Origin of the sequence: Microcoleus sp. D2_18a_B4, assembly GCF_036702475.1 — a bacterium.
In the GTDB taxonomy this organism is placed as follows: Bacteria; Cyanobacteriota; Cyanobacteriia; order Cyanobacteriales; family Microcoleaceae; genus Microcoleus.
Genome location: NZ_JAUBTL010000088.1, coordinates 1 through 23232 on the forward strand (window position 1 = coordinate 1; position 23232 = coordinate 23232).

23 protein-coding genes are annotated in these 23232 nt (G+C 46.0%); 6 read left to right on the top strand and 17 right to left on the bottom strand.

Going from position 1 to position 23232, the window contains the following annotated elements:
• Positions 1-76: 76 nt before the first annotated feature.
• The 3 genes from QUB04_RS30205 to QUB04_RS30215 all read right to left on the bottom strand — a co-directional run bounded on the left by QUB04_RS30205 (position 77) and on the right by QUB04_RS30215 (position 3399).
• Positions 77-1282, bottom strand: a complete 1206-nt coding sequence (locus QUB04_RS30205; RefSeq protein WP_333290268.1) for a bifunctional riboflavin kinase/FAD synthetase — start codon at positions 1280-1282, stop codon at positions 77-79.
• 399 nt (positions 1283-1681) lie between these two features.
• On the bottom strand, positions 1682-2584 hold the full coding sequence (locus QUB04_RS30210) for an MBL fold metallo-hydrolase (RefSeq protein ID WP_333290271.1): 903 nt from the start codon (positions 2582-2584) through the stop codon (positions 1682-1684).
• 599 nt (positions 2585-3183) lie between these two features.
• Positions 3184-3399: a hypothetical protein gene (locus tag QUB04_RS30215; protein ID WP_333290273.1), complete on the bottom strand. Its 216-nt coding sequence runs from the start codon at positions 3397-3399 to the stop codon at positions 3184-3186.
• 301 nt (positions 3400-3700) lie between these two features.
• Between QUB04_RS30215 and QUB04_RS30220 the strand changes: the two genes are divergently transcribed.
• On the top strand, positions 3701-4591 hold the full coding sequence (locus QUB04_RS30220) for a hypothetical protein (protein ID WP_333290275.1): 891 nt from the start codon (positions 3701-3703) through the stop codon (positions 4589-4591).
• A gap of 127 nt (positions 4592-4718) precedes the next feature.
• Here QUB04_RS30220 and QUB04_RS30225 read toward each other — a convergent pair whose 3' ends face one another.
• The 6 genes from QUB04_RS30225 to QUB04_RS30250 form a co-directional block, all read right to left on the bottom strand.
• Complete coding sequence (locus QUB04_RS30225; RefSeq protein ID WP_333290277.1) at positions 4719-4904, bottom strand: zinc ribbon domain-containing protein; 186 nt, start codon at positions 4902-4904, stop codon at positions 4719-4721.
• On the bottom strand, positions 4901-5851 hold the full coding sequence (locus tag QUB04_RS30230; protein WP_333290279.1) for a transposase: 951 nt from the start codon (positions 5849-5851) through the stop codon (positions 4901-4903). Before QUB04_RS30230 ends, QUB04_RS30225 begins: the two co-directional genes overlap by 4 nt.
• Before the next feature lies 1 nt (position 5852).
• A complete protein-coding gene (locus tag QUB04_RS30235) occupies positions 5853-6065 on the bottom strand; it encodes a helix-turn-helix domain-containing protein (protein ID WP_333290281.1) in 213 nt (70 codons plus the stop codon).
• A gap of 266 nt (positions 6066-6331) precedes the next feature.
• On the bottom strand, positions 6332-6538 hold the full coding sequence (locus QUB04_RS30240) for a hypothetical protein (protein WP_333290283.1): 207 nt from the start codon (positions 6536-6538) through the stop codon (positions 6332-6334).
• Positions 6539-6546: 8 nt separating this feature from the next.
• The gene (locus tag QUB04_RS30245) at positions 6547-7191 is read right to left on the bottom strand and encodes an IS607 family transposase (protein WP_333290285.1); all 645 of its coding nucleotides are present in this window, start codon (positions 7189-7191) and stop codon (positions 6547-6549) included.
• 65 nt (positions 7192-7256) lie between these two features.
• Positions 7257-7835, bottom strand: coding sequence for a hypothetical protein (locus tag QUB04_RS30250; protein ID WP_333290287.1), 579 nt, complete (start codon positions 7833-7835; stop codon positions 7257-7259).
• Between the two features lie 565 nt (positions 7836-8400).
• On the opposite strand from QUB04_RS30250, the gene QUB04_RS30255 reads away from it, so the two are divergent.
• Positions 8401-9306, top strand: coding sequence for an alpha/beta hydrolase (locus QUB04_RS30255; RefSeq protein WP_333290289.1), 906 nt, complete (start codon positions 8401-8403; stop codon positions 9304-9306).
• A 345-nt stretch (positions 9307-9651) separates the two neighbouring features.
• On the opposite strand, the gene QUB04_RS30260 is transcribed toward QUB04_RS30255, so the two are convergent.
• Both QUB04_RS30260 and pdxA read right to left on the bottom strand, forming a co-directional pair.
• Complete coding sequence (locus tag QUB04_RS30260; RefSeq protein ID WP_333290291.1) at positions 9652-13263, bottom strand: OmpA family protein; 3612 nt, start codon at positions 13261-13263, stop codon at positions 9652-9654.
• 120 nt (positions 13264-13383) lie between these two features.
• On the bottom strand, positions 13384-14481 hold the full coding sequence (gene pdxA / locus QUB04_RS30265) for a 4-hydroxythreonine-4-phosphate dehydrogenase PdxA (RefSeq protein WP_333290293.1): 1098 nt from the start codon (positions 14479-14481) through the stop codon (positions 13384-13386).
• 70 nt (positions 14482-14551) lie between these two features.
• On the opposite strand from pdxA, the gene petM reads away from it, so the two are divergent.
• From petM to QUB04_RS30280, 3 genes are all read left to right on the top strand, one after another.
• On the top strand, positions 14552-14656 hold the full coding sequence (gene petM / locus QUB04_RS30270; protein WP_172189541.1) for a cytochrome b6-f complex subunit PetM: 105 nt from the start codon (positions 14552-14554) through the stop codon (positions 14654-14656).
• A gap of 197 nt (positions 14657-14853) precedes the next feature.
• Positions 14854-15831 (top strand): NmrA family NAD(P)-binding protein, encoded by a 978-nt coding sequence (locus tag QUB04_RS30275; RefSeq protein ID WP_333241610.1) that lies wholly within the window; start codon positions 14854-14856, stop codon positions 15829-15831.
• 1 nt (position 15832) lies between these two features.
• The gene (locus QUB04_RS30280; protein ID WP_333290295.1) at positions 15833-16750 is read left to right on the top strand and encodes an NAD(+) kinase; all 918 of its coding nucleotides are present in this window, start codon (positions 15833-15835) and stop codon (positions 16748-16750) included.
• 103 nt (positions 16751-16853) lie between these two features.
• Here QUB04_RS30280 and QUB04_RS30285 read toward each other — a convergent pair whose 3' ends face one another.
• The 6 genes from QUB04_RS30285 to era all read right to left on the bottom strand — a co-directional run bounded on the left by QUB04_RS30285 (position 16854) and on the right by era (position 22195).
• Positions 16854-17393 (bottom strand): hypothetical protein, encoded by a 540-nt coding sequence (locus tag QUB04_RS30285; protein ID WP_333290297.1) that lies wholly within the window; start codon positions 17391-17393, stop codon positions 16854-16856.
• 408 nt (positions 17394-17801) lie between these two features.
• Complete coding sequence (locus QUB04_RS30290; RefSeq protein ID WP_333290298.1) at positions 17802-18377, bottom strand: hypothetical protein; 576 nt, start codon at positions 18375-18377, stop codon at positions 17802-17804.
• A 253-nt stretch (positions 18378-18630) separates the two neighbouring features.
• Positions 18631-18870, bottom strand: a complete 240-nt coding sequence (locus QUB04_RS30295) for a DUF5615 family PIN-like protein (protein ID WP_333290300.1) — start codon at positions 18868-18870, stop codon at positions 18631-18633.
• Between the two features lie 89 nt (positions 18871-18959).
• The gene (locus QUB04_RS30300; RefSeq protein ID WP_006634608.1) at positions 18960-19190 is read right to left on the bottom strand and encodes a DUF433 domain-containing protein; all 231 of its coding nucleotides are present in this window, start codon (positions 19188-19190) and stop codon (positions 18960-18962) included.
• Positions 19191-19424: 234 nt separating this feature from the next.
• Entirely contained in the window at positions 19425-20975 is a 1551-nt protein-coding gene (locus QUB04_RS30305) for an ATP-binding protein (protein ID WP_333290302.1), read from the bottom strand.
• Positions 20976-21283: 308 nt separating this feature from the next.
• Entirely contained in the window at positions 21284-22195 is a 912-nt protein-coding gene (gene era, locus QUB04_RS30310; protein WP_333290307.1) for a GTPase Era, read from the bottom strand.
• A 509-nt stretch (positions 22196-22704) separates the two neighbouring features.
• Between era and QUB04_RS30315 the strand changes: the two genes are divergently transcribed.
• Positions 22705-23136 (top strand): hypothetical protein, encoded by a 432-nt coding sequence (locus QUB04_RS30315; protein ID WP_333290305.1) that lies wholly within the window; start codon positions 22705-22707, stop codon positions 23134-23136.
• Positions 23137-23232 lie beyond the last annotated feature (96 nt).

The window sequence follows — 23232 nt, forward strand, 5'->3', positions numbered from 1 at the left end:
CCTATGCCCTATGCCCTATGCCCTATGCCCTATGCCCTATGCCCTATGCCCTATGCCCTATGCCCTATGCCCTATGCTATAATACGCTTCTAGCAATATCACAATCTGCCTGAATTTGAGTTTTGAGAGCTTCCAGAGACGCGAATTTTTGTTCGGGTCGCAAAAACTCTACCAAACTCGCGCTCAAGGTTTGACCGTACAAATCCCCAGACCAATCTAACAGGTGAACTTCCACAGTGGGTTGCAGGCCGTCTACTGTCGGGCGGCAGCCAACATTCATCACCCCATTGACAAAAAATAAATTTGATGCTGTGCGGGGAATTAGAGATTTGGGATTTTCCCGCTGATAAGAAGAACTTTCCTCTTTCATCTTTTCCCCTCCCTGCTTCACCGAGACTCGCACTGCATACACGCCAAAACGTGGCAAAAATTTTTCCGGCGGCAGTTCGATATTAGCAGTAGGAAATCCGATCGTCCTACCCAGCCGCTGTCCCCCAACCACAGTCCCGACTAAACTGTAAGGTCGCCCCAGCAACTGATTCGCTCTTGTGAGGTCGCCGGATGCCAGACCTTCGCGGATTGCAGAACTGCTGATCCGATCGCCCTCACCGCAATTATGCAGCGGTACAAGAGCAACATCAATACCGTAACCAGAGGCGATCGACTGCAAATCCACAGCCGTCCCAGCGCGTCCCCGTCCAAACCGAAAATCAACCCCCACACTAATTCGACTCGCTTTTAGTTGTCGCACCAAAATTTCCTCGACAAACTCAGAAGCAGTCAAAGCTGCAAGTTCTCGATCGAACGGCAGCAGCACAAGTTGCTCGACGCCCATTGCTGCGAGCAATTCTACCTTTTCTGCCAGAGGTGTCAGCAGTTTTTTCGGTTGACCCGTAAAAAATTCTTGCGGGTGCGGATCGAATGTCACCACAGTGCCGTAAAGCCGATCAACCCCATCAGAATCGCAACGAGAGAGGCTGTTGCCCTCTGCCCTTGTCTGCTCTATCAAACCATCGAAATTATGGCGGCTGTCGGCTCTATCGGGCGGTGCTGCTGAGTCATTTTCGCAGGTCGCCGGATGTTCTGTTTCCCAATTTTGATCTTTGCCAGCGTTGGAGAGCAAGTTTTGCCCCGACGCAAAAACCGTCGCAGAATTTGACCTAGGCGATCGATTTAAAATTGGCTGCACGACTTGTCGATGCCCTAGGTGCAAACCATCAAAGTTTCCCAAGGCAACAGAAGTTGGAGTCAGAGCAGCGGTACAAGAAGAAGTTACCCACACGCTTAAAATTTTGACATACTTAGCCAGATTGCGATCGCCAGTCGATGTTAGATGTTAGATGTTAGATTTTAGATTTTACTCCACAGATAAATCTGGAAGGTTGAACTTTGGTCTAAACTTTTTGGTTTTCCACGACAGGAGTACGTGGCACGGTATCCGTCTTTGACTGAGGTCAATCGATTTTAGATTTTCGATTTTCGATTTTCGATTGAAGCATTGACCCCACGGATAAATTCGGGGGGCAAGTTTCATGGGATACAGGTTTTTTATTTCTGGGTCCTGAGTCTGCTTTCGGAATGAATCCGGGGGCTTGTATCCTGGATGCTTTCGGTCAGCCCTCGCTTCAATGTCAGATTTCACCGATCGAGATTTCAGAACCATCTGGCAATCTCAAATCCATCAAACAGACACTTGAGGCGCTTGCACCGACGCTTCAGACAAATCGTTATTAGGAGGCAGCAATTGTAACGACAAACCTTCCCGCGCCATCAAACTATTCGGGAACCTTTGAGCCACTTCTTCTCCCACCCTGTCTAAAAACTCGTCATTGTGCAGCGGGTCGTGGTGAAAAATCACCAACTTTTTGACATTAGCAGCCTTTGCCACCTTCACCGCTTCCTGCCAAGTCGAATGTCCCCAGCCGACCTTGCTGCTCTTCGGGGCATAATACTCCTCATCGGTATAAGTAGCGTCGTAGATCAGCACATCAGCATCCTGAGCTAAATACAGCACATTTTCGTCTAAACGATCGGGAAAATGTTCAGTATCAGTCACGTAAGCAGCCGAATACCCCCGCCAGTTTACGCGGTAGCCTATAGCTTCGCCCGGATGGTTGAGCAAAGCAGTTTCCACCTTAATCTCTCCGATTTCCAGCGGTTTGCCCACTTCTATATCGTTAAATTTCAGGTCTGCCCCCATAATTTGCAGGGGTACCGGAAAATTGGGGTGCAGCATCTGGTCGTGGAGGCGCTGCTGGATAGTAGCCTTATTAGGAGCAATAGCCCCATAGATGTGAAAGCAGTTCCCCGGAATAAAAGCTGGGACAAAAAATGGGAATCCTTGAATGTGATCCCAGTGAGAGTGAGTAAAAAACATATGAGCTTTTACGGGCATCTGGGACAGGAGAGTTTGTCCCAAAACCCGCAATCCAGTACCGCCATCGAAAATTAGGCGACTGTCACCCACTCGCATTTCTACACAGGGCGTGTTGCCCCCGTAACGTACTGTTTCTGCCCCGGGAGACGCTATGCTACCTCTAACGCCCCAGAAGTGAACCGTGAATTGGTTGTGCATACTAGACATGGGTTTTCTTGCAAGATTGTTCCGGCGAGTTATCGATAAGGTGTTTACATATTACTAAGGGCTTTACCATCAAACCCAAGCTCTTTGACGGTCGAGTTCCCCACTTGTTGGAAGTGCCAAGAGTCTCGCTCATCGCGAGAATGCAAAACTGTTGGGCTTGACAACTGAGCAATAAATTACAAGGTAGACTAATCAAGTCTCGATCGTAACTATTCTTTTCCTCTCTTCACTAGCCTAACCTCCGCAGACACACTTTGGGGCAGCAGTTCTGTCTGAGTTTGGTCAAAAGCCGCTGTTTGTTCCAGCCTCCGCACTTGCCGAACCTGATCGCGCGGTTGCTTGTTTGCCCTGCTGCTTTACGGGTTGGAACGCGGATGATGGCTTTCCTGCTATCTAGTCCGGTTTAGCGACCATAATATGCAGGTGTCGGGGCTGTTTTGCGCCGATATCTGGCTGATGTTGCCGATCGGGCCTAAAGGCGCCTCTACAAGAATGACGGTTAATTTACCCGACTTGAGATGGTCCCGCCATTTAACCCCTGCCCATGAGCATCAGGGACTCCTTTTTAGCAGAACCCGGTTTAACTAACTCAACTCCCATTAATTCCAAAATCTTAGCAGTTTAGGAATGCTTCTGCTATTAATTATCAAGCAATACTGTCTGGATTGTCTGCCCGCCCAGAGGCGGCGGTTCGTCCAGCTAGCGGTCAAGCTGAACCCAGCCTCATCTGACACCGGGGTAGCAGCGACATCCCCAGCCAGCGGGCAAAAGGCTAAATTTTCGTCGTGCATTTCTTGGCGGACGAATTGAATCACTCAAAATTCCCCTATTTTCGGAAATTAAAAAATTTCGAGTTTTTGCCATCATGCCAACTCCGATCGGCATTCTGTCTCAAGAGTGATGCAGAAATATTCCCTGTTAACCTGTGGTGCTTTTCTCAACTATCTTCAATAGCTCTATTTTTGGTAAGGATTTCTCGGAATTCGGCGCAGTTGCGGTACTGGCCACGGGTTTGAATTTCGGGTATCATAGAGTCTTAGACTCTTGTTTACCGAGAATCTAAATCACTGCTAAAAAAGCCTCGATAACTTTAAGTTTTTTTTCAAAAAAGTCAGTATGAATCAAGTTAAAAAAACTACAACCAAGCTGAATAGATCGCCTGTGAAAGTGTCCGATCGCACTTTGGAACTCGGTAATCTCCCCTTGAGCGACCTGTCTTTAGAAATAACTGATGGCCAAGCTTTGAGGGATTTTAGTTCCGACGATCGCCCGCCGGGAACCCCAACAGCCACAGGCCGGACTGCCGAAACAATGCGCTGGGGGGCAGATGGCAAGAGCGAGTGGGCCCGATCGCCTGTGGTTTCTACTGCGTTTCTCAAGTGGCTGCTAGAGAGTTTGACTCGCTCAAAAGGTTGGCTGGCAGTTGTCACCCTGGCAGCAGTTTGGGGGTGGTGGAACAGTCAGTTACTGTTTTCCACAGGCCTGGGGATAGCAGCGATGATGCTGGTTTACCGAGGGCAGTCGTGGGACTGGCAATTGTTGCGAGCAAAAGGCGAGGAATTTTGGGAGGGCCCGAACCGCCGGTTCGTTTTAGCCGTCGGCACCGGCGGCATTGCTACCTTGGGCGCTTACATGAGTTTGGCGATTTGGGCTGACTCAAGCAGCCACTGGATGGCTTTGAGCCTAATTTTGCAGAATTTGGGCACGATCGCGATTCCCTGGCTGTTGCTGCGGCAAGGGTTGAGTCTGGGGGCCGCCAAAGATGAAGTGGTGCTCGATCGCATCTTGGCGGATTTGACTGATGCTGACCCCGTGAAGCGTTTGATTGCAGTGCGCCAAATGACAGATTTGGTGAATCAGGGTGGGTTTGGCCCTGTGAGCTCTGTCAAAAGTTTGATCGCCCGTTCCCGCGCTGCCGAGTGCTTTCGCCTGATGCTGAGTCGGGAACCAGAAGCTTTAGTCCGCAATGCCCTTCTCGAAGGTTTGCAGACTTGGGACGCTACTTAGGGCTTTGTTGCTTCGGACAAATTATCTAAACTTATCTAAAGCTATCTTTAGATCGTCCGAGTTTACTTCCTACGCTATTGGGCCCAACGTAGTGGAGGGAGTCGGCTATCCCCCTGGCTGCCGAGGGTTAAGAGTTCAAAATATTAACGCTTGCATTCCAACAATTGCGATCGATATATCTACCACAACCAGGACAATAATAAGTCCGAACGCCCAGTCGCATATCTTTTTTATTCCCACAATTCGAGCTTGTTTTAGAACATCGATTGACATACTCCCCAGCCTGAAGGCGTGGGGATTCTTTACGCTTCATTGACGGACGCTACGCCCGGTAGTCTTACTCTGTCTCGACGTACATTTAGAGTCGTGCCGATGCCCCAGGCCGACTTTTTCTATATTTACCGAAGCGTTTTCATCTCGGTCGTGTTCTGTACCGCAATTTAAGCAAAGTATAGAACGCACAGACAAATCAATTTTTCCCCATTTATATCCGCAATCAGAGCAATTTTGGCTTGTAGGTTCCCATCGACTAATAATTACGAACTCACGTCCATACTTTTGAGACTTTGCCTCAACTAAGACCCTAAACTCTCTCCAACCTTGCTGGCTAATTGCTCTAGACAGTTTACGGTTTTTAACCATTCCTGATACATTCAAATCTTCCAAAACGATAGTTTGGTTTTCACTAACTACTTTGGTTGATAGTTTGTGCAATAAATCTTTGCGAGTATCAGCAATCTTGTTGTGCTGTTTGGCAATTTGAATACGGGTTTTGCTTCTTCGTTTAGAGTCTTTCTGTTGACGCGCTAACTTGCGCTGAAGTTGGCGAACCTTGCGGTCTAGCGCTTTATAGCAGGGGCTTACAGCTTTTTCACCGTTGCTGAGCACAGCAAAAGTTTTAATACCCAAGTCAATCCCGACACTTTGGTTTTTGGCGTCGAGTTGAACGGGTTCTACTTCTACTACAAAGCTCAAAAAATAGCGGTTAGCGCAGTCTTTAATTATCGTAACTGAGCTAGGCTCTGACGGTAGCTCTCTAGACCAAATCGGCTTGACAATACCCATCTTTGCTAAATAAACACCCTGCCCCTGGACTGAAAACCCACCGCGAGTTAGCCTAGCTGACTGACTAGAGGTGCGTTTTTTGAATTTAGGGTAGCCAACCTTTTGCCCCTTTCTCTTACCTTTACAGGAATCGAAAAAATTCTTGAAGGCTGCCTCTAAATCAGCTACCGACTGCTGCAAAGGAATTGCCGACACTTCACGCTTGCCAAGCTCTTTGCTCAGTCTTTTTTGCCTGAGTGATAACAATCTTTTGGAGTTCAGCCGATTTAGGCTTCTTTTGAGATTGTTTGCAGATTGCAAGAGCATCGTTATACACAACACGAACACAACCGAACAACTGAGCTAAGCTCTGCTGCTGTTGGCTTGTTGGATAGAAACGGTACTGATATCTTGCTTTCATGCTTACCATGATAACATACCCGGGTAGCAATTGGGTAGCCAAATGACCAGAGAAAGATTAAGTATTCGCATTGCCGTGAGTCGGCTAGAGAAGTTGCGGAGAATTGCCAAACAGAAAGAAAAAACAATGACCCAACTTATAGAGGGCTGGATTGATAAACTTAAAGAGGAAAAGCCGTCAAGCTTATGACGGGGCTTTAGACCCAGTTTTTCGGTAAACGCATCTTTCAAGTCAATCAAAGCATTTTGGTAGACTCGGCTAGACAACCGATTCATCTAAGCGAATTCAGGTTGCTTCTTGAGGTGGTTGGTGAGAACTTTTTTGACTTCCTTGATCGCCTTCGAGTCCGAAAGCTTGCCCTCACTATAAATCAGGGTTCGCAAGAACCCGAAATTAAACACAACCTGCCTCCATGCTTCGTGTTTTGCCCTCAAAGTCGCTTCGTTGTTATTCAATTTTAGCGATCGTTTGACGGCAAACATAGTTAAACTTACTTTGACTTTTTTACTTGGTGAGGTATATGGGACTCTGAACAAGGATCTATATCCTCTACAATATTCTTAACTTTTGCTTGATATTTCCGTAATCCGTAGAGGCGGGAAGAAAAGCCGTCGATGATCGACAGTAAATCTTGAGTCAATTCTTCCTGCGGTGAAAGGGTTTCGGCGTTGGCGACGATAATCGTTCCGCCATTCCACTGTAGAATTTGCTCGACCAATTCAAATCCAAATCGGCACAGTCGATCTTTGTGAGCCACGTATAGCATCTTGACTTCGCCCTGTATTGCCCATTGTATGATTTGCAGGAATTTGGGACGATTGAAGTTCAGTCCTCCCCCAATCTCTTGAATCGAGTCAGTGATGGAGACACCTTGCGCCAAGCAAAATTGTTCCATAGCCTGTGTCTGGCGAAGTAACTCTGGTTTTTGTCCAGCGCATGAGACGCGGCAGTAGACGATAACTCGGTTTGGTGTTTTACCTGTTTTCAGATTTCGGGCGATACTAAGGTGACTGTCTGTATAAAGACGTTGGTTGCCTAGTGTCCTATTGGGGACTAACTTGCCTTCACTTTCCCAACGCCGTAAGGTAGAAGACGAAACTCCAACTAATTTTCCAAATTCTGCCACTTTCCACATAGAAATTCCTCTTAAGGATTAACTATGGATAAGTTTAGCGAACTATGGGGTGATTTACTTCAAGTCTAAAATCCAAAAATCAAGTCATCGACTACTAGCTGACCGTCAAAAGCGTAAAAAGTAATTCGATGAATATTCGGAGCTTTTACGCGCAGGGGAGCCCTAGGGGCGATCGGAGAATTAGACCCGATCAGATTGGGCGCCGGCATTTCATCCTGAACAATTGGGTTGCCGTCAATATCACAAGCAGATAAAACAGTTCGTCGCGAACTGGTGACAAGTCCTGACACCCAGCGAACTGGATACTTAAAAATTACTTCTATCAGTCCGCTTTTGGGGGCTCCCATTAACACTGTTGCCCCTGAACCCGTGAAAAATGCTGGGTTTGAAGGTTGGATGGCGACGGCATTGCTAAAAGTCACCCCCCAATGTGCAAACTGGTGTTCTACTACTTCAAAGCATTTCAAGTCTTCTAAAGCTACGCGGACGATCGCAGGTACCGTGGCGCGCGATCGCACATCTGAGCCTGCGCCCGATCGTTCTGGAGTAGCGACAAAAGACTTTTTGCCGTTTAAATCCATGCTTCGACAGGCTGTGTCAAATTCTGCCAACCCGTCCGATTGAAGACTTTTCGCATCAACCATAAAACCCTCGCGATCCCTTTTTCTGAGCAGTTGCATTTTAGTAGACCTCCCTGAGATTAGTTGTTTCTTGTGTTTTGGAATTGATAACGGCGAGGCCAGTGATTGCCAAACCTGCAATTAGGAATCGAAACCCCATCGCCCGCCCTCCAACAAAGACTTTCGACCTCAAAAGCCACTGCTCCGCAAAATATCGTGATTAATAATTCGTGATTGGCGAGCCTCAGCCAACCTGCCGCCTGCCTGAAAGCGAGTTCTAATACTCCTGCTTTCCGAGCGCCTGCTTTCGGGGTTGGCGAACAGACTCTATTTTGTTGAGGGGTCTTACCCATCATTTTGCTATTATCTCCGATCGGCGCTAGTTTGCAAGGGTAAGGATAACTACACAGCCGAATTGCCCAAATCGCAAAACTTACTGGCTGTCTGTAGTTTCACGCTTCACCTGTACTAAAATAGATTTAAATCATTACTCAATCTTTACAAAAACGCCACCAGCTTTGCAAGTTTTTTAAACAAAGACGGGGCGACGGAAAAGAATCTAAAATATAACAGCGATTGAGGTTAGTTTATGCTTGTACCCCTCGGCTTCGGTCAGCGATCAATAGTTACTTCTCTCGGCAGAATGGTCTACTACACTGCTGAAAAAATGCCTTGGATGGGGTTGCCGACCTCAACTTCGGAAAATAAGCCCAACTTAGTATTTTTTCACGGTTTTGGCGGCGGGTCGAGTGCCTACGAATGGTCGAAAGTTTATCCGGCTTTTGCGACCGAATATCGAATTTTAGCACCTGATTTAATCGGTTGGGGGCGATCGGAACATCCGGCAAGAAATTATCAGGTTGAAGATTATATCACAACTTTGATCGAATTTCTCGAAAAAACTTGCGGTAGTCCGACAGAGGTGATTGCTTCTTCGCTAACAGGGGCGATCGCGATTCGAGCTGCGATCGCACGGCCGGATCTCTTCAAATCCCTAATTTTGACGATACCCAGCGGTTTGTCGGACTTCGGACAAGATTACGGCAGCAGTTTCTTCGCAAAGCTAGTCAACACGCCGATTTTAGACAAATTGCTCTACAGTACCGCAATCGCCACAGACGGCGGCATCCGTAGCTTCCTAGAACAACGCCAATTTGCCGATTCGCGTCGCGTTTACCAAGAAATTGTTGATGCTTACCTCCAATCTGCTTTGGAACCAAATGCAGAATACGCAGCCCTGTCTTTTGTGCGGGGAGATTTGTGCTTTGATTTGTCGCTGTACATCACTCAGCTAACAACGCCGACAGCGATTATTTGGGGAGAAAAATCGCAGTTTACCGGGCCCGATATCGGCCAGCGGTTGGCAAATCTCAACCCCGAAGCAATCAAAGTTTTTCAACCTCTCGAAAACGTAGGTTTGACTCCGCAGTTAGAAATTCCCGCTGTCACGATTGGCTTAATTAAGCAATACTTAAAATTGCTTTCGGAAGGGTAAAGAAGGAAGAAGGAAGAAGGAAGAAGGAAGAAGGAAGAAGGAAGAAGGAAGAAGGAAGAAGGAAGTTCGGCAACGGATTTTGTAACGGATGTAACGGATGTAACGGATGTAACTGATGTCAGGAAGAAGGAAGAAGGAAGAAGGGAAATGCAGTCAGAGCAATATTGTCTGCGATCAAAAATGTCCTAACCTTCTTGCCAGTTACTATAAATTAACAGAAAGAAGTCATTAGTCATTAGGGAAAATTCCCAATTAACAATGCCCGATGCCCGATGCCCGATGCCCGATGCCCGATGCCCAATTCCCGATGCCCGATGCCCGATGCCCAATTCCCCATTCCCAATTTTAATTGATCACCTCAAATACTACCAATCTGCTCAGCCACAGCGGTTGATTGGCCTCCACACCTTCGGGACGACCCTTAGTAGAAGCAACTTGTATTCTGTTGCCATTTATCCCTTGTCTAACCAAAATATTTTTCACATTTGTCGCCCTTTCCAGTGCCAACTTTTGATTTTCGGTCGGACTGCTTTTAAAATCGCTGTAGCCAACTATCCTTAAATTATTCGTGCGATTTTTCTCCATATATTCCTTGACTTTGCTAAGCTTTTGTGCTACATCTTTCGCCTGCAAACTTGCCGAACCTGCACCGAAATACACGCGAACTGGCATTATTATCTTTGGTGGCGGTGGAGTTCCTATTATCACTGTATTTGTTACAGACTTCACCCCCGGAATTTTCTCAAAAGCTTGAGTTATTTTCTGAGCATCTGGCACTTGGCTCACACTGCCTGCAACGGCGACTTTTCCCTCTGCATAGCGAGCTGAGATATTAATGCTTTCTACTTTATTCAAAAGAGCTGCTGTCCGCTTGACATCGGCTTCGACTAAAACTGGATCGGGAGGTACTTCAACGGCTATAATTTTATTTTCAATTCTTGATTGTGGAGCCACTTGCTGAGCGATTTTTTCCGCTTTCAATCGCAGATTTTGATTCGGCACTCGTCCCGAAATCTGCAATAATTTATCTTTAACATCTGCCACGATACGATAAACCGATAACTCGGGAGCAGATTGTAATGCTAAATTCGTATCTGCTTCTAAGCTCGCTTCAACTCCGCTGCGGTATTGATGAATTCCCCAAGGTAGGCCAATTAAACCTAACGCTGCCAAACCGATCATGGGTAAAATTGGACGTTTACGAGATTTAACTTTTACCTCTGTATCGATTAATTTTTGCAATTTCGAGTTTACTTCGGGTGGCACAGTTGCTGGATCGCCGTTAAATGACTGAATTTGAGTTCCGTATTCTTGAACAATATTGTTGAATATCGATCGCATTTTATACTTAAACCACTGGCGGGTTTCTCCTTGCATGACTACTGCTAGATAACACGAACCCGCCACTTCCAGTACGATCGTAGATGTGCCGTATTCTATTGCATCAATTTCTGCAACATTTCCCGACTGAGATATACAATCGTTGACAAAAGCCCGAATAGCAGTCAGCATCCCCGCTACCATGTCTGAGTCTAGCTGTTCGCGTTCAGAATGCTGCACTGCTGAAATTACTAAGCCCGATTGTGTTTGAATTAAAAAAACAGCTTTAACACTCAGTGGTGTTGTTTCTTTCATCAGCAATTCTGCTTCAGAAATGCCCTGTAATTTGGCTTTGATTTTGCGACTAATTCCCTCTGGACTTAAAGCTGATTCGACTTTTTCATTAATCTCCCGCATCATCTCGGCGATGTATTTTAAAATCGTGCTGCCGATGATCGGATAAAGTGCATCCGACATTGCTTCTCGCTTGAGATGAATTTGCTGTTTGATAGCGGCGGCCATTTCCGGCGCGATCGCCATTGCAATTTCATCGGGCGATTCACTCATTCTGTGGCTGATTCCCACAGTCAGAGCCGGCGATATGGCTACTCCCATCGATTGTCTGTTTTGTCGGGTTTTGGTATTAATTATTTCATCAATTATCGGACTTATGGTTTCGACAAATGATTGTCTCGACTCATTAATGGTTTGGAGCATCATTTCGGGAAACATGATTTTAATTCGGGCGAGTAATTCTTCCCGATCGCCTCCCCATTCCGCATCAGTAATTTTGCGATCGAGTTCCCCTACTTTATCGTTGAGTCTGTAATTATAACTTACAACTTCATCTAACAATGGTAAAATAGATTCGATGACCGACTTTTGTAGTTGGGCGTGATGGCTAACCATCAGCTCGTCAATCAAAGGTTTCAGTAAATCTGTAAACAAGTCTGTGGATTCATAAATCCGGTGTTCGATCGCCACAATCTGTTGTTCGATCTTCCCGAGTCTTTGATCAATCCTTTTATTCTGAATGATGGCATCGACAGCGGGGGCGATCGCAGATTCTATTTCTAGCTTTGCTTCCCCGATGCTTCGGGACAGCATTTCTACAATCACTGGCATTATTCTTGCCATCAACCCTTCTATCTCGGCTAAAACTTGCTGCTGAACTTCGACAATCTTAGTTTCATTATTTAATATTTGTGCTGCAATACCGCTGTTTTGAATAGCTGTGTTGACACCAGGTGCGATCGCCTCTCTCACCTCTAACTTTGTCTCCTCGATTTTCCGGTTTAGCGACTCAATCATTAACGGCATTAACCTTGCCATTATATCTTCCGGCTGTGTTTTTTGCTGTCGGTGAAGATTATTTAGTCTACTTTCTACGTCGCTCAATTTTCCTTGAACTTCTATTTGAAGAATTGCTGATTCTATCAAAGGTTGGATCGCCGCTGCTACCTCTAATTTGGATTCATCGATTTTCTGATTCAGCAAATCAGTTATTGCTGGCATTAGCATCGCCATTATCTCTTCTGGCTTCTGAATTGGCGACTGTTGCATAGCCAGCCGCCGTTCGATGATGCTCAATACTTTTTCTTCTATTTCTACCCAAGCTATTCTTACCTGTACTGAGGGGGCGACAGCTTCTACCACCTCTAATTTTAATTCACTAATTTTCCGGTTCAGTAAATCGCTAACTACTGGTACTAGCTGCTTGATTAAATCTTCCGGTTGCTGCTGGTAACGCTGCTGAATATTTGCAACTCTATCTTCAATTCTTACTACCTGTTCTTCAAGTCCGTTTTGATTGTGAATTACTTGATTGACTCTCGGTGCGATCGCCGAAGCTACCTCTAACTTAGACTCCTCTACCTTACGGTTGAGCAGATCGCCCACCACTGGCATCAGCCGTTGGATTAAGTGTTCTGTATTCGGCAGTGGCTGCTGGTTCAAGTTAGCAATTTGATTTTCCCAATCTGCTAATTTTGCCTCCAACTCGATCCGATTAATTTTATTATTGCTCGCGAGTTCGATCGCCTTTTTTAATTCAGACTTCAACTCCTCTAATTCTTCTCTCACTAATTCAGGAATTAACGGTTTCAGCAAAACCATCAACTCTTCGGGCTCAGACATCAGCTTCTCAAAATTTTCTAACCTTTGTTCCACGCTCAAAACATTACTGTAAAATTCCGGTAAATCCCTTTCAAACAGCAGTTGTTGCAACTGCTTAAACTGCTCTACTGCTTGTTCTAATTCTTCTTCCGACGGTCGAGTTTTTTTAGCTACTTTCCCCGCTATAGATAAATCGGGTTCCTCATTATTGTTTTCTCGTCTTTGAGATGGGATCTCTTCATCGTTAGTTAATACTTCCGGTACAATACTCGGTGATTCGATCCGAAAAGACAATTGTTGGCGCCGATTTTCGTCATCCTCCAACCGCTGCACAGACTTTTCCGAAAGCGGTAACTTCAGCTCGCTTGGTTCTTTTTTTGATTTCTTTAATAACTGAAATTCAGTCAGTATAGTTAGCAATTCCTGAAGTTGCTCTCCAGCTTTAGAACTTGCCAGAGTTGCATCATAAACCTCTTTTTCTGACTGATATATTTTGCCTGAATTATCATTAGATTCTGCCATACTGCGCTACCAAAAGTTGATTTTAACCCACCGAAGGAAATTACCAGCTTGCTTGCCGCCTCACCCCAGCGAAAATCAATAGGAATGACACAATTTTTCCGAGCGTCTGGCGTACTAAACCTATCGCCCTATTTTAACTGCTGTTCTGCGACTAGCCAACTGGGCCGCCAACTGCAATGCTGCCTTCATGCTGGAGGCATCCGCAAGCCCTTGACCTACAATATCAAAAGCTGTGCCGTGATCCGGAGATGTGCGGACAAAAGGCAAGCCAATTGTAGTGTTGACTGCTTTATCGAAAGCCATCAATTTTACTGGAATCAACCCCTGGTCGTGGTACATTGCCAAGTAACCGTCGTGAGCTTCCTTGGCTAAACCGTACCAAACTTTAGCCGGTTTTACCCACAGGGTATCGGGGGGGACTGGCCCGTCTAACTGCACTTGAGGAAAGCGATCGCGCTGCGTTTCCAACCAAGGTATCATCCAGTCTTGCTCTTCATTTCCCAGTTTGCCATTTTCGCCGCTGTGAGGATTTAAGCCAGAAATCGCAATTTTCGGTCTTTCCAGCCCAAAATCTTCCCGCAAACACTCTACCAGCAATTCTAGTTTTTCGCTCAGTAATTCTGGAGTCAAAGCATCGGGGACTTGACGCAGGGAAATATGTGTGGTAGCGAGTAAAGTTACCAGAGTCCAGCCACTGTGGGGAGATGTGGCGGCAAACAGCATTCCGAATCGCTGCGATTTTGCCCTTTCTGCGAGGAGTTCTGTTTGTCCGGGATAATTGTAACCGGCCGCCTGCCAGCAAGTTTTGGAAATCGGGCCTGTCACGATGGCGGAGAATTCGCCGGCGATGGTACGGGCGATCGCACTTTCCATGTAAGCAAAGCTAGCTGCCCCGCTAGCTGCACTCCCGACACCGGGGACTATTTCGCCCCACTTGTTGTCTGGTTCGATATCAATAATATTTAATGTTTCGGGATTTGCCGCTTTTGCTGCTGGATTGCTCGATCGCAACTTATCGTAAGTTTGCTGCAAAACTCTCCTAGAACCTATAACCGTCACCTTCAAAGCAGCAGCGGGATCTGCCAATGCCTTGAGAATCACTTCCGGGCCAATTCCCGCCGGATCTCCCAGAGTTACAGCTAGTTTTGATTCCCGATCGAGACTCAATGCAGTTTTCTCCAACAAAATACAGGAATTTCGGCACTGAAATTTTAGCATTCATGTACCGGGTTGACCCAAATTATATTATCTTTATTTAATGCGATCGCCCAATTGGACATATATAATCATGAATCCTGAAATTTTCAATGCAGCCTTTTTGTCCTTTTCCCTAATTTTCGTGGGTATAGGTGGAGGCTTCCTCCTGCTCAAATTGCAAGGCGGCGAAGAATAAGTTTTTTTCAACCAATCCTTCAAAAGCCTTCTACCTTCTGCCTTCTAGAGTCTACTTGCTGCCGAAAGTCAGCCTTGTGCCGAATATCTCAAGCCTAAAATGAGAAAATTTCAGGTTTTTGTTAAGTTTTTATAACAAACTTAACAAAAACCTGATACCATCTTATAGAAAGTTTAAGATTCATAATTAATCCCTAGATGACTTTATTGATTTTAGGTGCCACCGGCACTCTCGGCCGCCAGATAGCCCGCCGCGCCCTAGACGAGGGCTACCAGGTGCGCTGTTTAGTCAGAAGTTACAGAAAAGCTGCATTTTTGAAAGAATGGGGCGCTGAACTCGTACCGGGGAACCTTTGCCAGCCAGACAGTCTGCCTCCGGCCCTAGAAGGCGTCACTGCTATTATCGATGCAGCAACAGCCAGTGCAGCCGATTCTGTCAGCATCAAAAGAGTAGACTGGGACGGAAAAGTATCGCTGATCCAAGCAGCAGCAGCAGCAGGCATCAAGCGTTACATATTCTTTTCCTTTCTCGACGCGGAGAAATATCCCCAAGTCCCCTTGTTGGAAATCAAGCGTTGTACCGAATTGTTCTTAGCAGAATCCGGTCTAGACTACACAATCTTGAGACCTTGCGGCTTTTTGCAAGGACTGCTGAGCCTGTATGCAATGCCGATTTTGGACAATCAGGCAGTCTGGCTGCCCAACAAGCCATCCGCCCTTGCCTACATGAACACTCAGGACGTTGCTAAATTTGCCGTCCGGGCCCTTTCCGTTCCTGAAACCGAGAAAAAAAGTTTTCCGGTGGTGGGAAATCGCGCTTGGGATGCTGAAGAAATCGTGCGGTTGTGCGAACGGCTATCAGGCAAGCAAGCCAAAATTACGCGCACCCCAGACGCCTTGTTGAAGGCTACTCGTCAATTTGCTAAGTTCTTTCAGTGGAGTTGGAACGTAGCTGACAGATTGGCTTTTTCAGAAGTTTTGGCGGCCGGAAAACCCTTGAAAGCTCCGATGGATGATGTTTACAGTGTCTTCGGAATCGACCCCAAAGAAACTACTACTTTGGAATCTTATCTCGAAGAATACTTTAATCTGATTATGAAGAAGCTCAAGGAAATAGAGTACGAGCAGCTTAAAACGAAAAAACGGAGTAAACAAAAGATGCCCTTTACATTTTAAAGTGCCGAAAGCAGGGATTATATACAACGACGTTAAACCTGTGGCTTGTCGCATCGCCGCAGAGTTGCAAGACAAGCTGACTGCCCGCGGCTGGGAGGTCTGCTCGGTTTCTGGTTCCGGAGGAATTCTGGGCTATTCTAGCCCCAGTCGCCCGATGTGCCACACTCCGATCGACCAACTCGTCCCCCCCGGTTTTGACAGCGACATGGAGTTTGCAGTGGTTTTGGGCGGCGACGGTACGGTGCTGTCGGCATTTCGCCAAGTTGCTCCCATCGGGGTGCCGCTGCTGACTGTCAATACCGGTCACATGGGCTTTTTGACTGAAACTTACCTGAACTTGCTGCCGCAAGCTTTGGAAAAGGTAATCGCCGGAGAATACGAAATAGAAGAAAGATCGATGCTGGCGGTGCGGCTGTTTCGAGAAAACGACTGCCTCTGGGAAGCCCTTTGTCTCAATGAAATGGTGCTGCACCGGGAACCGCTGACTTGTATGTGTCATTTTGAAGTGGCGATCGGTCAGCACGCATCTGTGGACATTGCCGCAGATGGAGTCATCATCGCGACTCCGACAGGATCGACAGCTTACGCCCTTTCTGCGGGTGGCCCTGTGATCATTCCGGGAGTGCCGGTGCTGCAGTTGCTGCCTATTTGCCCGCATTCAATGGCTTCGCGGGCTTTGGTGTTTTCCAACACTGAGCCGATCAAGATTTTGCCGGCAAGTCCGAACCGCCTGGTAATGGTGGTAGACGGGAACGGCGGATGTTATGTTCTGCCGGAGGATTGGGTGCAAGTCGAGCGAGCTCCGTACCCAGCCCGCTTTATTCGGGTGCAATCTTTTGAGTTTTTCCACATTTTGCGGGAAAAATTGGGCTGGGGCTTGCCTCACATTGCTAAACCGAGTTCGGTTGAGTTGCCTTGATAGTTGTTGTTGACACTCCCCGGCCTAAAGGTACGGGGATTGTTGGCTCAACCAGTTGGAAAAAGCCTTCTTGTTAAACGTGCCGAATTTAAGTCCTTGAACGTTATTTAGTAATGCGAATCGAATCTTGAATTTGCTGAACTTGTTTTTCTGTAGCACTGTCGGAGTAGAAAGTTCCTAGCATAATTGTTTCTTTTTTTCCTGTGGCAACATAGGTGACAATGCCTGCGGGAAACCCGTCGTTATAGTCTTCATACAAGCGCACTGCTTTTTTGCCGTTAATCGTTAGACGTTCGGTTTTAGTCGTCGTCTTAGGCCAAGCTCTAGAATTCGGTTTTGTCGCGGTCGCGGTTTCCAGGTCTTCCTCACTGATGGTTGCAACTACGCGAATCAAACCCTTGGGGGCAAATCCACCGCCTCTGTCGGGGAAGTTTTTGTTGTGTAAAGTAAGGCTATTCGCACTTGCGCCCCTGGGATTTTCGAGCCAATTTCGGGGTGCTTTGAAGGTCAGATTGCCGATAGCGTGGGTTTTGAGCTGTGATTCTTGGGTTTGGGCTTGGGCGAGTAGGGTAGTGTGGTCTACGAATAGGGTGGGTGTCGCGATCGCGATCGTACTGGCGAGGATAGTCAGGAATTTCTTCATTGGCGATTATGCCCGATTGATAGTTTTGGCAAATATTATGCAGGCTTAAAATGCCCGCCATGTTTCACGATTCAAGAAAAAGCCATTACCTTTCCCATTCGTACAAATCAAACCGGCTGCCATTGCCTTAAAGCTCTGTTTATTCTACCAATTTTCTGTAGGTCAAGCTCTCGATCGAGCTTCCGAATCATCTCCAAAGTCAGGCAGCGTTTGCGAGATAACGGTGCCAAGTTGAGCGGTGGCTAGAAAAATAAGCCATTTACCCGTGTGTACCGTCCATCCGCTCGAATGCGTAGTTAGACACGAAGGATGAGGCAACTTGAACTAAAAATATTGTACCGCCAGTGCCGAGATTTTGGGTGACTTGATGAAATGCGATCGCCCTCCAAACCAAGAACGGAATTTCTTTTAAAAATCTTTTTCTTCATTAACGTTTACTTTTAAGTTTTCAGTGAGATTTCTAAAATCTAAAATCTTTTCATTACTACCTAGATTAAAACTATAATTTATTTTCGTACCCCATACAAAATCTCCAATTAGATTTGCACTTTTTATCAAAGGATATAATTCTTTTTCAAAGTTGAGAAATTGATCTAATGGCAAGTCTTCCTCATACCTAAGATGAGCAATTCTCATATTTCTATGAGCAGTCTTTAGCTTATTGATATCTTGTCTATAGGTGTCTAATAGCTTGTTAAATTTTTTTAATTGCTTTTGGTCTTTAAGAGACTTTTTAATTTCTTTTTCTACACTTCTAAATGAAAATTTGGAGTGATCATCATCTAAATTAGTTAAATGAAGAATCAACCCATTTTCCATATACCGAAGTGAAACAAACTCTTCAAAAATATGATGCCGTGTAGATTTTTGGAAGAGATAACCAATACGGTTGAATTTTCTAACGAATAAGTGAGCTAAAATATTGATATCAATGATTTCAACTCTCAATGAAGAAAATGTATTTTTTTGTTCATCTGTGAGCATTATTTTATGCTTAAGTCTAACTTATAATTGTATCACAGTTGCTGTACAATACTGGATATAGTCGAATAATACCGCAGATCAAGGATGTATGTCAACCCGTTCTTACTCCCTATCGGAATCTCCTTTCCTCGATCGAGTTCGCCGCACGATTTGACTCCATCACTTAAGCCGTCCCACTGAAAAAAGCTATGTTTATTATATTTTAGATTAGAGAGCATTTAGAGTCGATCGCACACCCTCGGCGATCGGTGCATTATGATAAAGCAAGCAGCGATAAAGTCTCATCTTCATAAAATAACTCGATCGCGTTAAAGTCCCGACGCAGCAAATTTTCAATTTGCAATGTCGAACAGTTTCCAAGGCGAAGCCAAATAACTTTCGGTGGATTCCCAAATACTAAGCTCAGGTCGTGCATATCCGCGTCTTTCGAGACAATCATCAAATTATTGTCTTTTGCATAATCCCAAACTATTGGGTCGATCGTTGCTTTCATTCCCACATCTCAAACGTGAAGCGAATTTGGGAAAATATCGCTCAAACGATTCGGCAACTTGGACGACAAAATTTCCTCAAAAAGTAATTTTATGCCGATAAGGTCGCGGTCATAAACCGACGCTCGCGGTCAGCAGCATAAGCAATGCAGGCTTTTAAATCTTCTCGCGTCAAATCGGGGAAATCGTCAAGAATTTCTGCTTCGGTCATCTCGGAAGCCAGGTACTCAAGCACTTCATAAACCGTAATTCGCAAGCCGCGTACACAAGGCTTACCACCGCGTTTATTTGCTTCGATCGTGATGTGGTTTCGGTAGTTCATAGTTGGAATTTTTGAGAATCTCCTCGTTTGAGGTTTGGCGAAAAGATTAGATATACTAGCTTGTTACATGGGTGCGCGATCGAATAATTGTATTGCAGTTGCGGTACAATACTGGATATAATCGAGTAATACCGCAGCTCGATCGTGTGTGTCAACCGCTTCTTAATTATATTTTAGATGAGAGTCGATCGCACACCCTCGGCCGCAAAAATCGAGACATTCATCACAACTTCTTCACGCACGAATAACTGTAACGGTTCGCCCCATTGGTGTCAGATGAATTTCAGTATTCAGTCGTTCTTCTAACTCCGGTGCATTCTCGCGTCGATCGAATATCACCAACCACCCTTCATCTTCTCCCAATCGAGCCAAATATCCATCTAACTGTTCCAACCCTTTACTCAATGGATCGACTTTCCGAGTTCGCCAAACCTTCAGTTCAATTCCCAACGTTACCTCACCATAACGCAAACATAAATCCATTCTGTCGCGTCCAATGGCATATTCCCTCTCCAACGTTCCCCCACCATTAATCACCCGATGCAGAAATGCCATCAACACTAAATGAGGGGCTATTTCGGGATAAGATGCACTTTTGAGTAACGGTTCGCCATGCTGTAGCCAAAATTCCAGAAAAGTTTTGAGTAACGCTTGCGTGTCTAATTTGCCTTCATTGGTCAACCAACTCGGTGCAATTTGCGGCAGAGAAGCCATTGGCGTTAGGGTGAGCACGCGGGGCAAAACTTCCCGATAAATTGGGTTAGCGATCGTCAATCCACCCTGAACATCCATCTTACACAAACCCAAATCGATTAAAAACTGAATATCATCATTAGGGATATTGCCCAGTTCCAAACCCGCCAACATCGGCTCGATAATGGCTTTGACTCGGTTTTCTCTGAGTCGTTCTGCCAAGCTATCCAAATGCGTATCTTGCCGTTGTATTAAAATTTCTTTAGCTGATAAAATATGTTCTGGTGTAATTTCTATAGATTCATCTGTTACTAATTCTTCTACAATTTCCTTAGCTAAAGCATTCACTAACCAAGGTTGTCCCTGAGTCAGTTCAAAAGCTAAGGCTACGGCTTCAGGTGTAAAAACTTGTCCGGTATCTTGGGTATGTTGCGCGTAGAGTTCCGCGACTTCTTCTGCATTAAAATCTCTCAGAGTAATCGATCGCACTTTAATATTAAACGGACTGGATGTATTGAGTCGATCGCTTCCCCCCGCAGCCACTTTGTAATCGCGAACATCCCGCAAACCAATTAAACCCACCGATTGCGGAAACGCTTTCGGGCGATTGGGATAACCATCGCGTAATTGGCGCAGAATAGAAATCAAAGCTTGGTCTTGTAGTGCGTCAATTTCATCGATGAAAATGACCAAAGGACGAGGAGAAGATTGTGCCCACAGGCTGAGTACATGGCCGATTTGCTGTCCCGGTTCCGACGAGGGCCAAGCAGGCGGCTGCAATTCTGGGGGAAGTCGAATCGAAATCGCCCGTCGCCAAGCCCCCAAAATAGCCTCTTCTGCACCAGCAATGTCTTGACTGAAGGGTGCGCCCACTTCAACTGACAGCATCACGGCGGTGTATTGTCCGCTTTCGGTGAGTTGTTTGGCTAACGCCAGCATAGCGGTGGTTTTTCCCACTTGTCGGGGTGCGTGGATGACGAAATAGTTCTGCTGAGCAATCAGTCGTTCCAGGCTAGGAATGCGACGGGTAGCAGGAAGTACGTAGTGGATATCCTCGCGGCAGGGGCCAGCGGTATTGAACCAACGCGGCATAGGTCAACTGGGGCGAATGGGGCTGCTCTCAGTTTACTGTACTGTTATTGGAATGGCGTTCTAGTTGTTAAGCGGGGGTTTGTACCGACTCTCCGAACCCGATGAAACTCTCTCAGAGCGAAAGTCGTGCTCGATTCTTGATTCAAAAGACCTCTTGCAAAAATAATTAGGACGGGCAAGATGCCCATCCCACAAGAAAAAATAAATCTTGTGGGATGGGCATCTTGCCCGTCCCATCAATTGATGAAAAGGATTTTTTGCAAGAGGTCTAAAGAACGGAAGAACCCCAACTGCCAACTGCCAAAGTTTCACTCTTCCACCCGATAGCCCAATTCCGCCAAACGAGTGCGCGACTGCCGCCACTTCGGCTGCACTTTGACAAATAACTCCAAATATACTTTGCCTTCAATTAACTTTTGAATCTGTTCCCGGGCCGCACTGCCGATCGACTTGAGCATACTGCCGCTTTTACCGATTAAAATGCCTTTTTGGGAATCCCGTTCCACGTGAATAGTCGCCAGAATGCGAGTAATTTTTGCTTCTTCTTGAACTATGTCGATCGCGATTGCTACCGAATGCGGCACTTCTTCCCGCGTCAGCAGCAAAATCTGTTCCCGAATCAATTCGCCCATAATAAAGCGTTCCGGCTGGTCAGTGACCAAATCCGGCGGATAATAATAAGGCCCAACCTCCAAATGTTCGATTAACAATTTTTGCAGCGACTCGACACCCTCGCCCGTGAGAGCGGAAAATTTCACTACAGGCCACTCAGGATTGACAATTTGCTCGTAAGTTCGATCTATCAACACGCAATCCGACGGTTGTTCGTCCAATTTATTCATCCCAAAAATCACCGGAATGCCGATATTGCTGAGAATTTCGACAATATATCGATCGCCCCCTCCCGATTCCACCGAACCATCCACCACAAACAGCACCACATCCACCGACTTAATCGCGGTGCGGGCATTCTGCACCAAAACCTTGCCCAATTCGTGGTGCGGCTTGTGAATTCCGGGAGTATCTACAAAAATAATTTGTGCTTCAGGTGTCGTCAGGATGCCCCGCAGCCTGTTGCGCGTCGTCTGAGACACCGGCGAAGTAATTGCAATTTTCTGCCCCACCAACTGATTCATCAGCGTTGATTTTCCGACATTCGGGCGTCCGACAATACCCACAAAGCCCGATTTGTAACCCGCCGGAGCTGCGGGAACACCCATAATGTCCGATACGTCGATAAATTTACTATCTTCCACCAAAATCACCTATTTTCAAGCCCCTTCTCTGTCTATTGTCGCCTGAAAATACTCAAACGGCCATCGATGCACTCTAGCATCTTTCTCGCCCTGCTATAGCCCCCAACACTCAAACCTCGATCGAGCCGCAAACCAGTGTTAAAACAGGATACGCGATCGGCAAAACTTGATATCTGAGACAAAATTTGATAAAGTTCCAATGACATCGCTCAAAAATGAATCATTCTGGTAAAACCGACTCCCCAATGCTGTAACAACTTCAGATGTGTAAATATCTAACTCAACTGAAACTCTTCTACAGTTTGTCAGGTCAACCCGTTTTAACATTTTTGAAGATGTTTGGTAATAAATTAGGTAAGTTGAACTCAAACTCACAAGCTCAATATCATGAGGCGCTTTCTCAATCAAAGCTAGTGTCTTTTGAGCATACCTAAATTAGTGCTAATCGTCATAAAGTTGAGGAGATGAATCGGATGAAATCGAAATTATTTTGGAGTGTCTGCACCGTTTTGGTAGCAAGCTTGCCTCTTCCCGCATTGGCTCAAACAAGCCCTCCCACCAGCCCTCAAGCAGGTATTGACTACAAGGGTGGATCGAAGAAATATCAGTTGGTACCGGGCAGAATCCAAGACAGAACATTGCCCAGAGCCTTTGACTTTCCAATTATTACCAATGTTGGTACTGACACTAGCATTACCTCGGATTTCCTAATTACCGATCAGTTTCGCGCCCCAGCGGGTCGTACAGAATACACCGGAGCTCTCACCTCCTGGGCAGCATCAATCAGAGAATGTCTGGCCAAACAACCACTCTTGATTCGAGCCAGCACTAAGAACCCGATTCAGATTAATGGTAGAGTAGGCACGATTGTCAGAAACGCAAATAACCGTGCAGTTTGCAAATAAGCCAGCAATATCACAGGCGGTGACATCTCCCACACTAATCCGAAGCGGATATAGTGTGGGCTTCCAAGACAATCCGGCTATCGCTTAGGAGGCTCT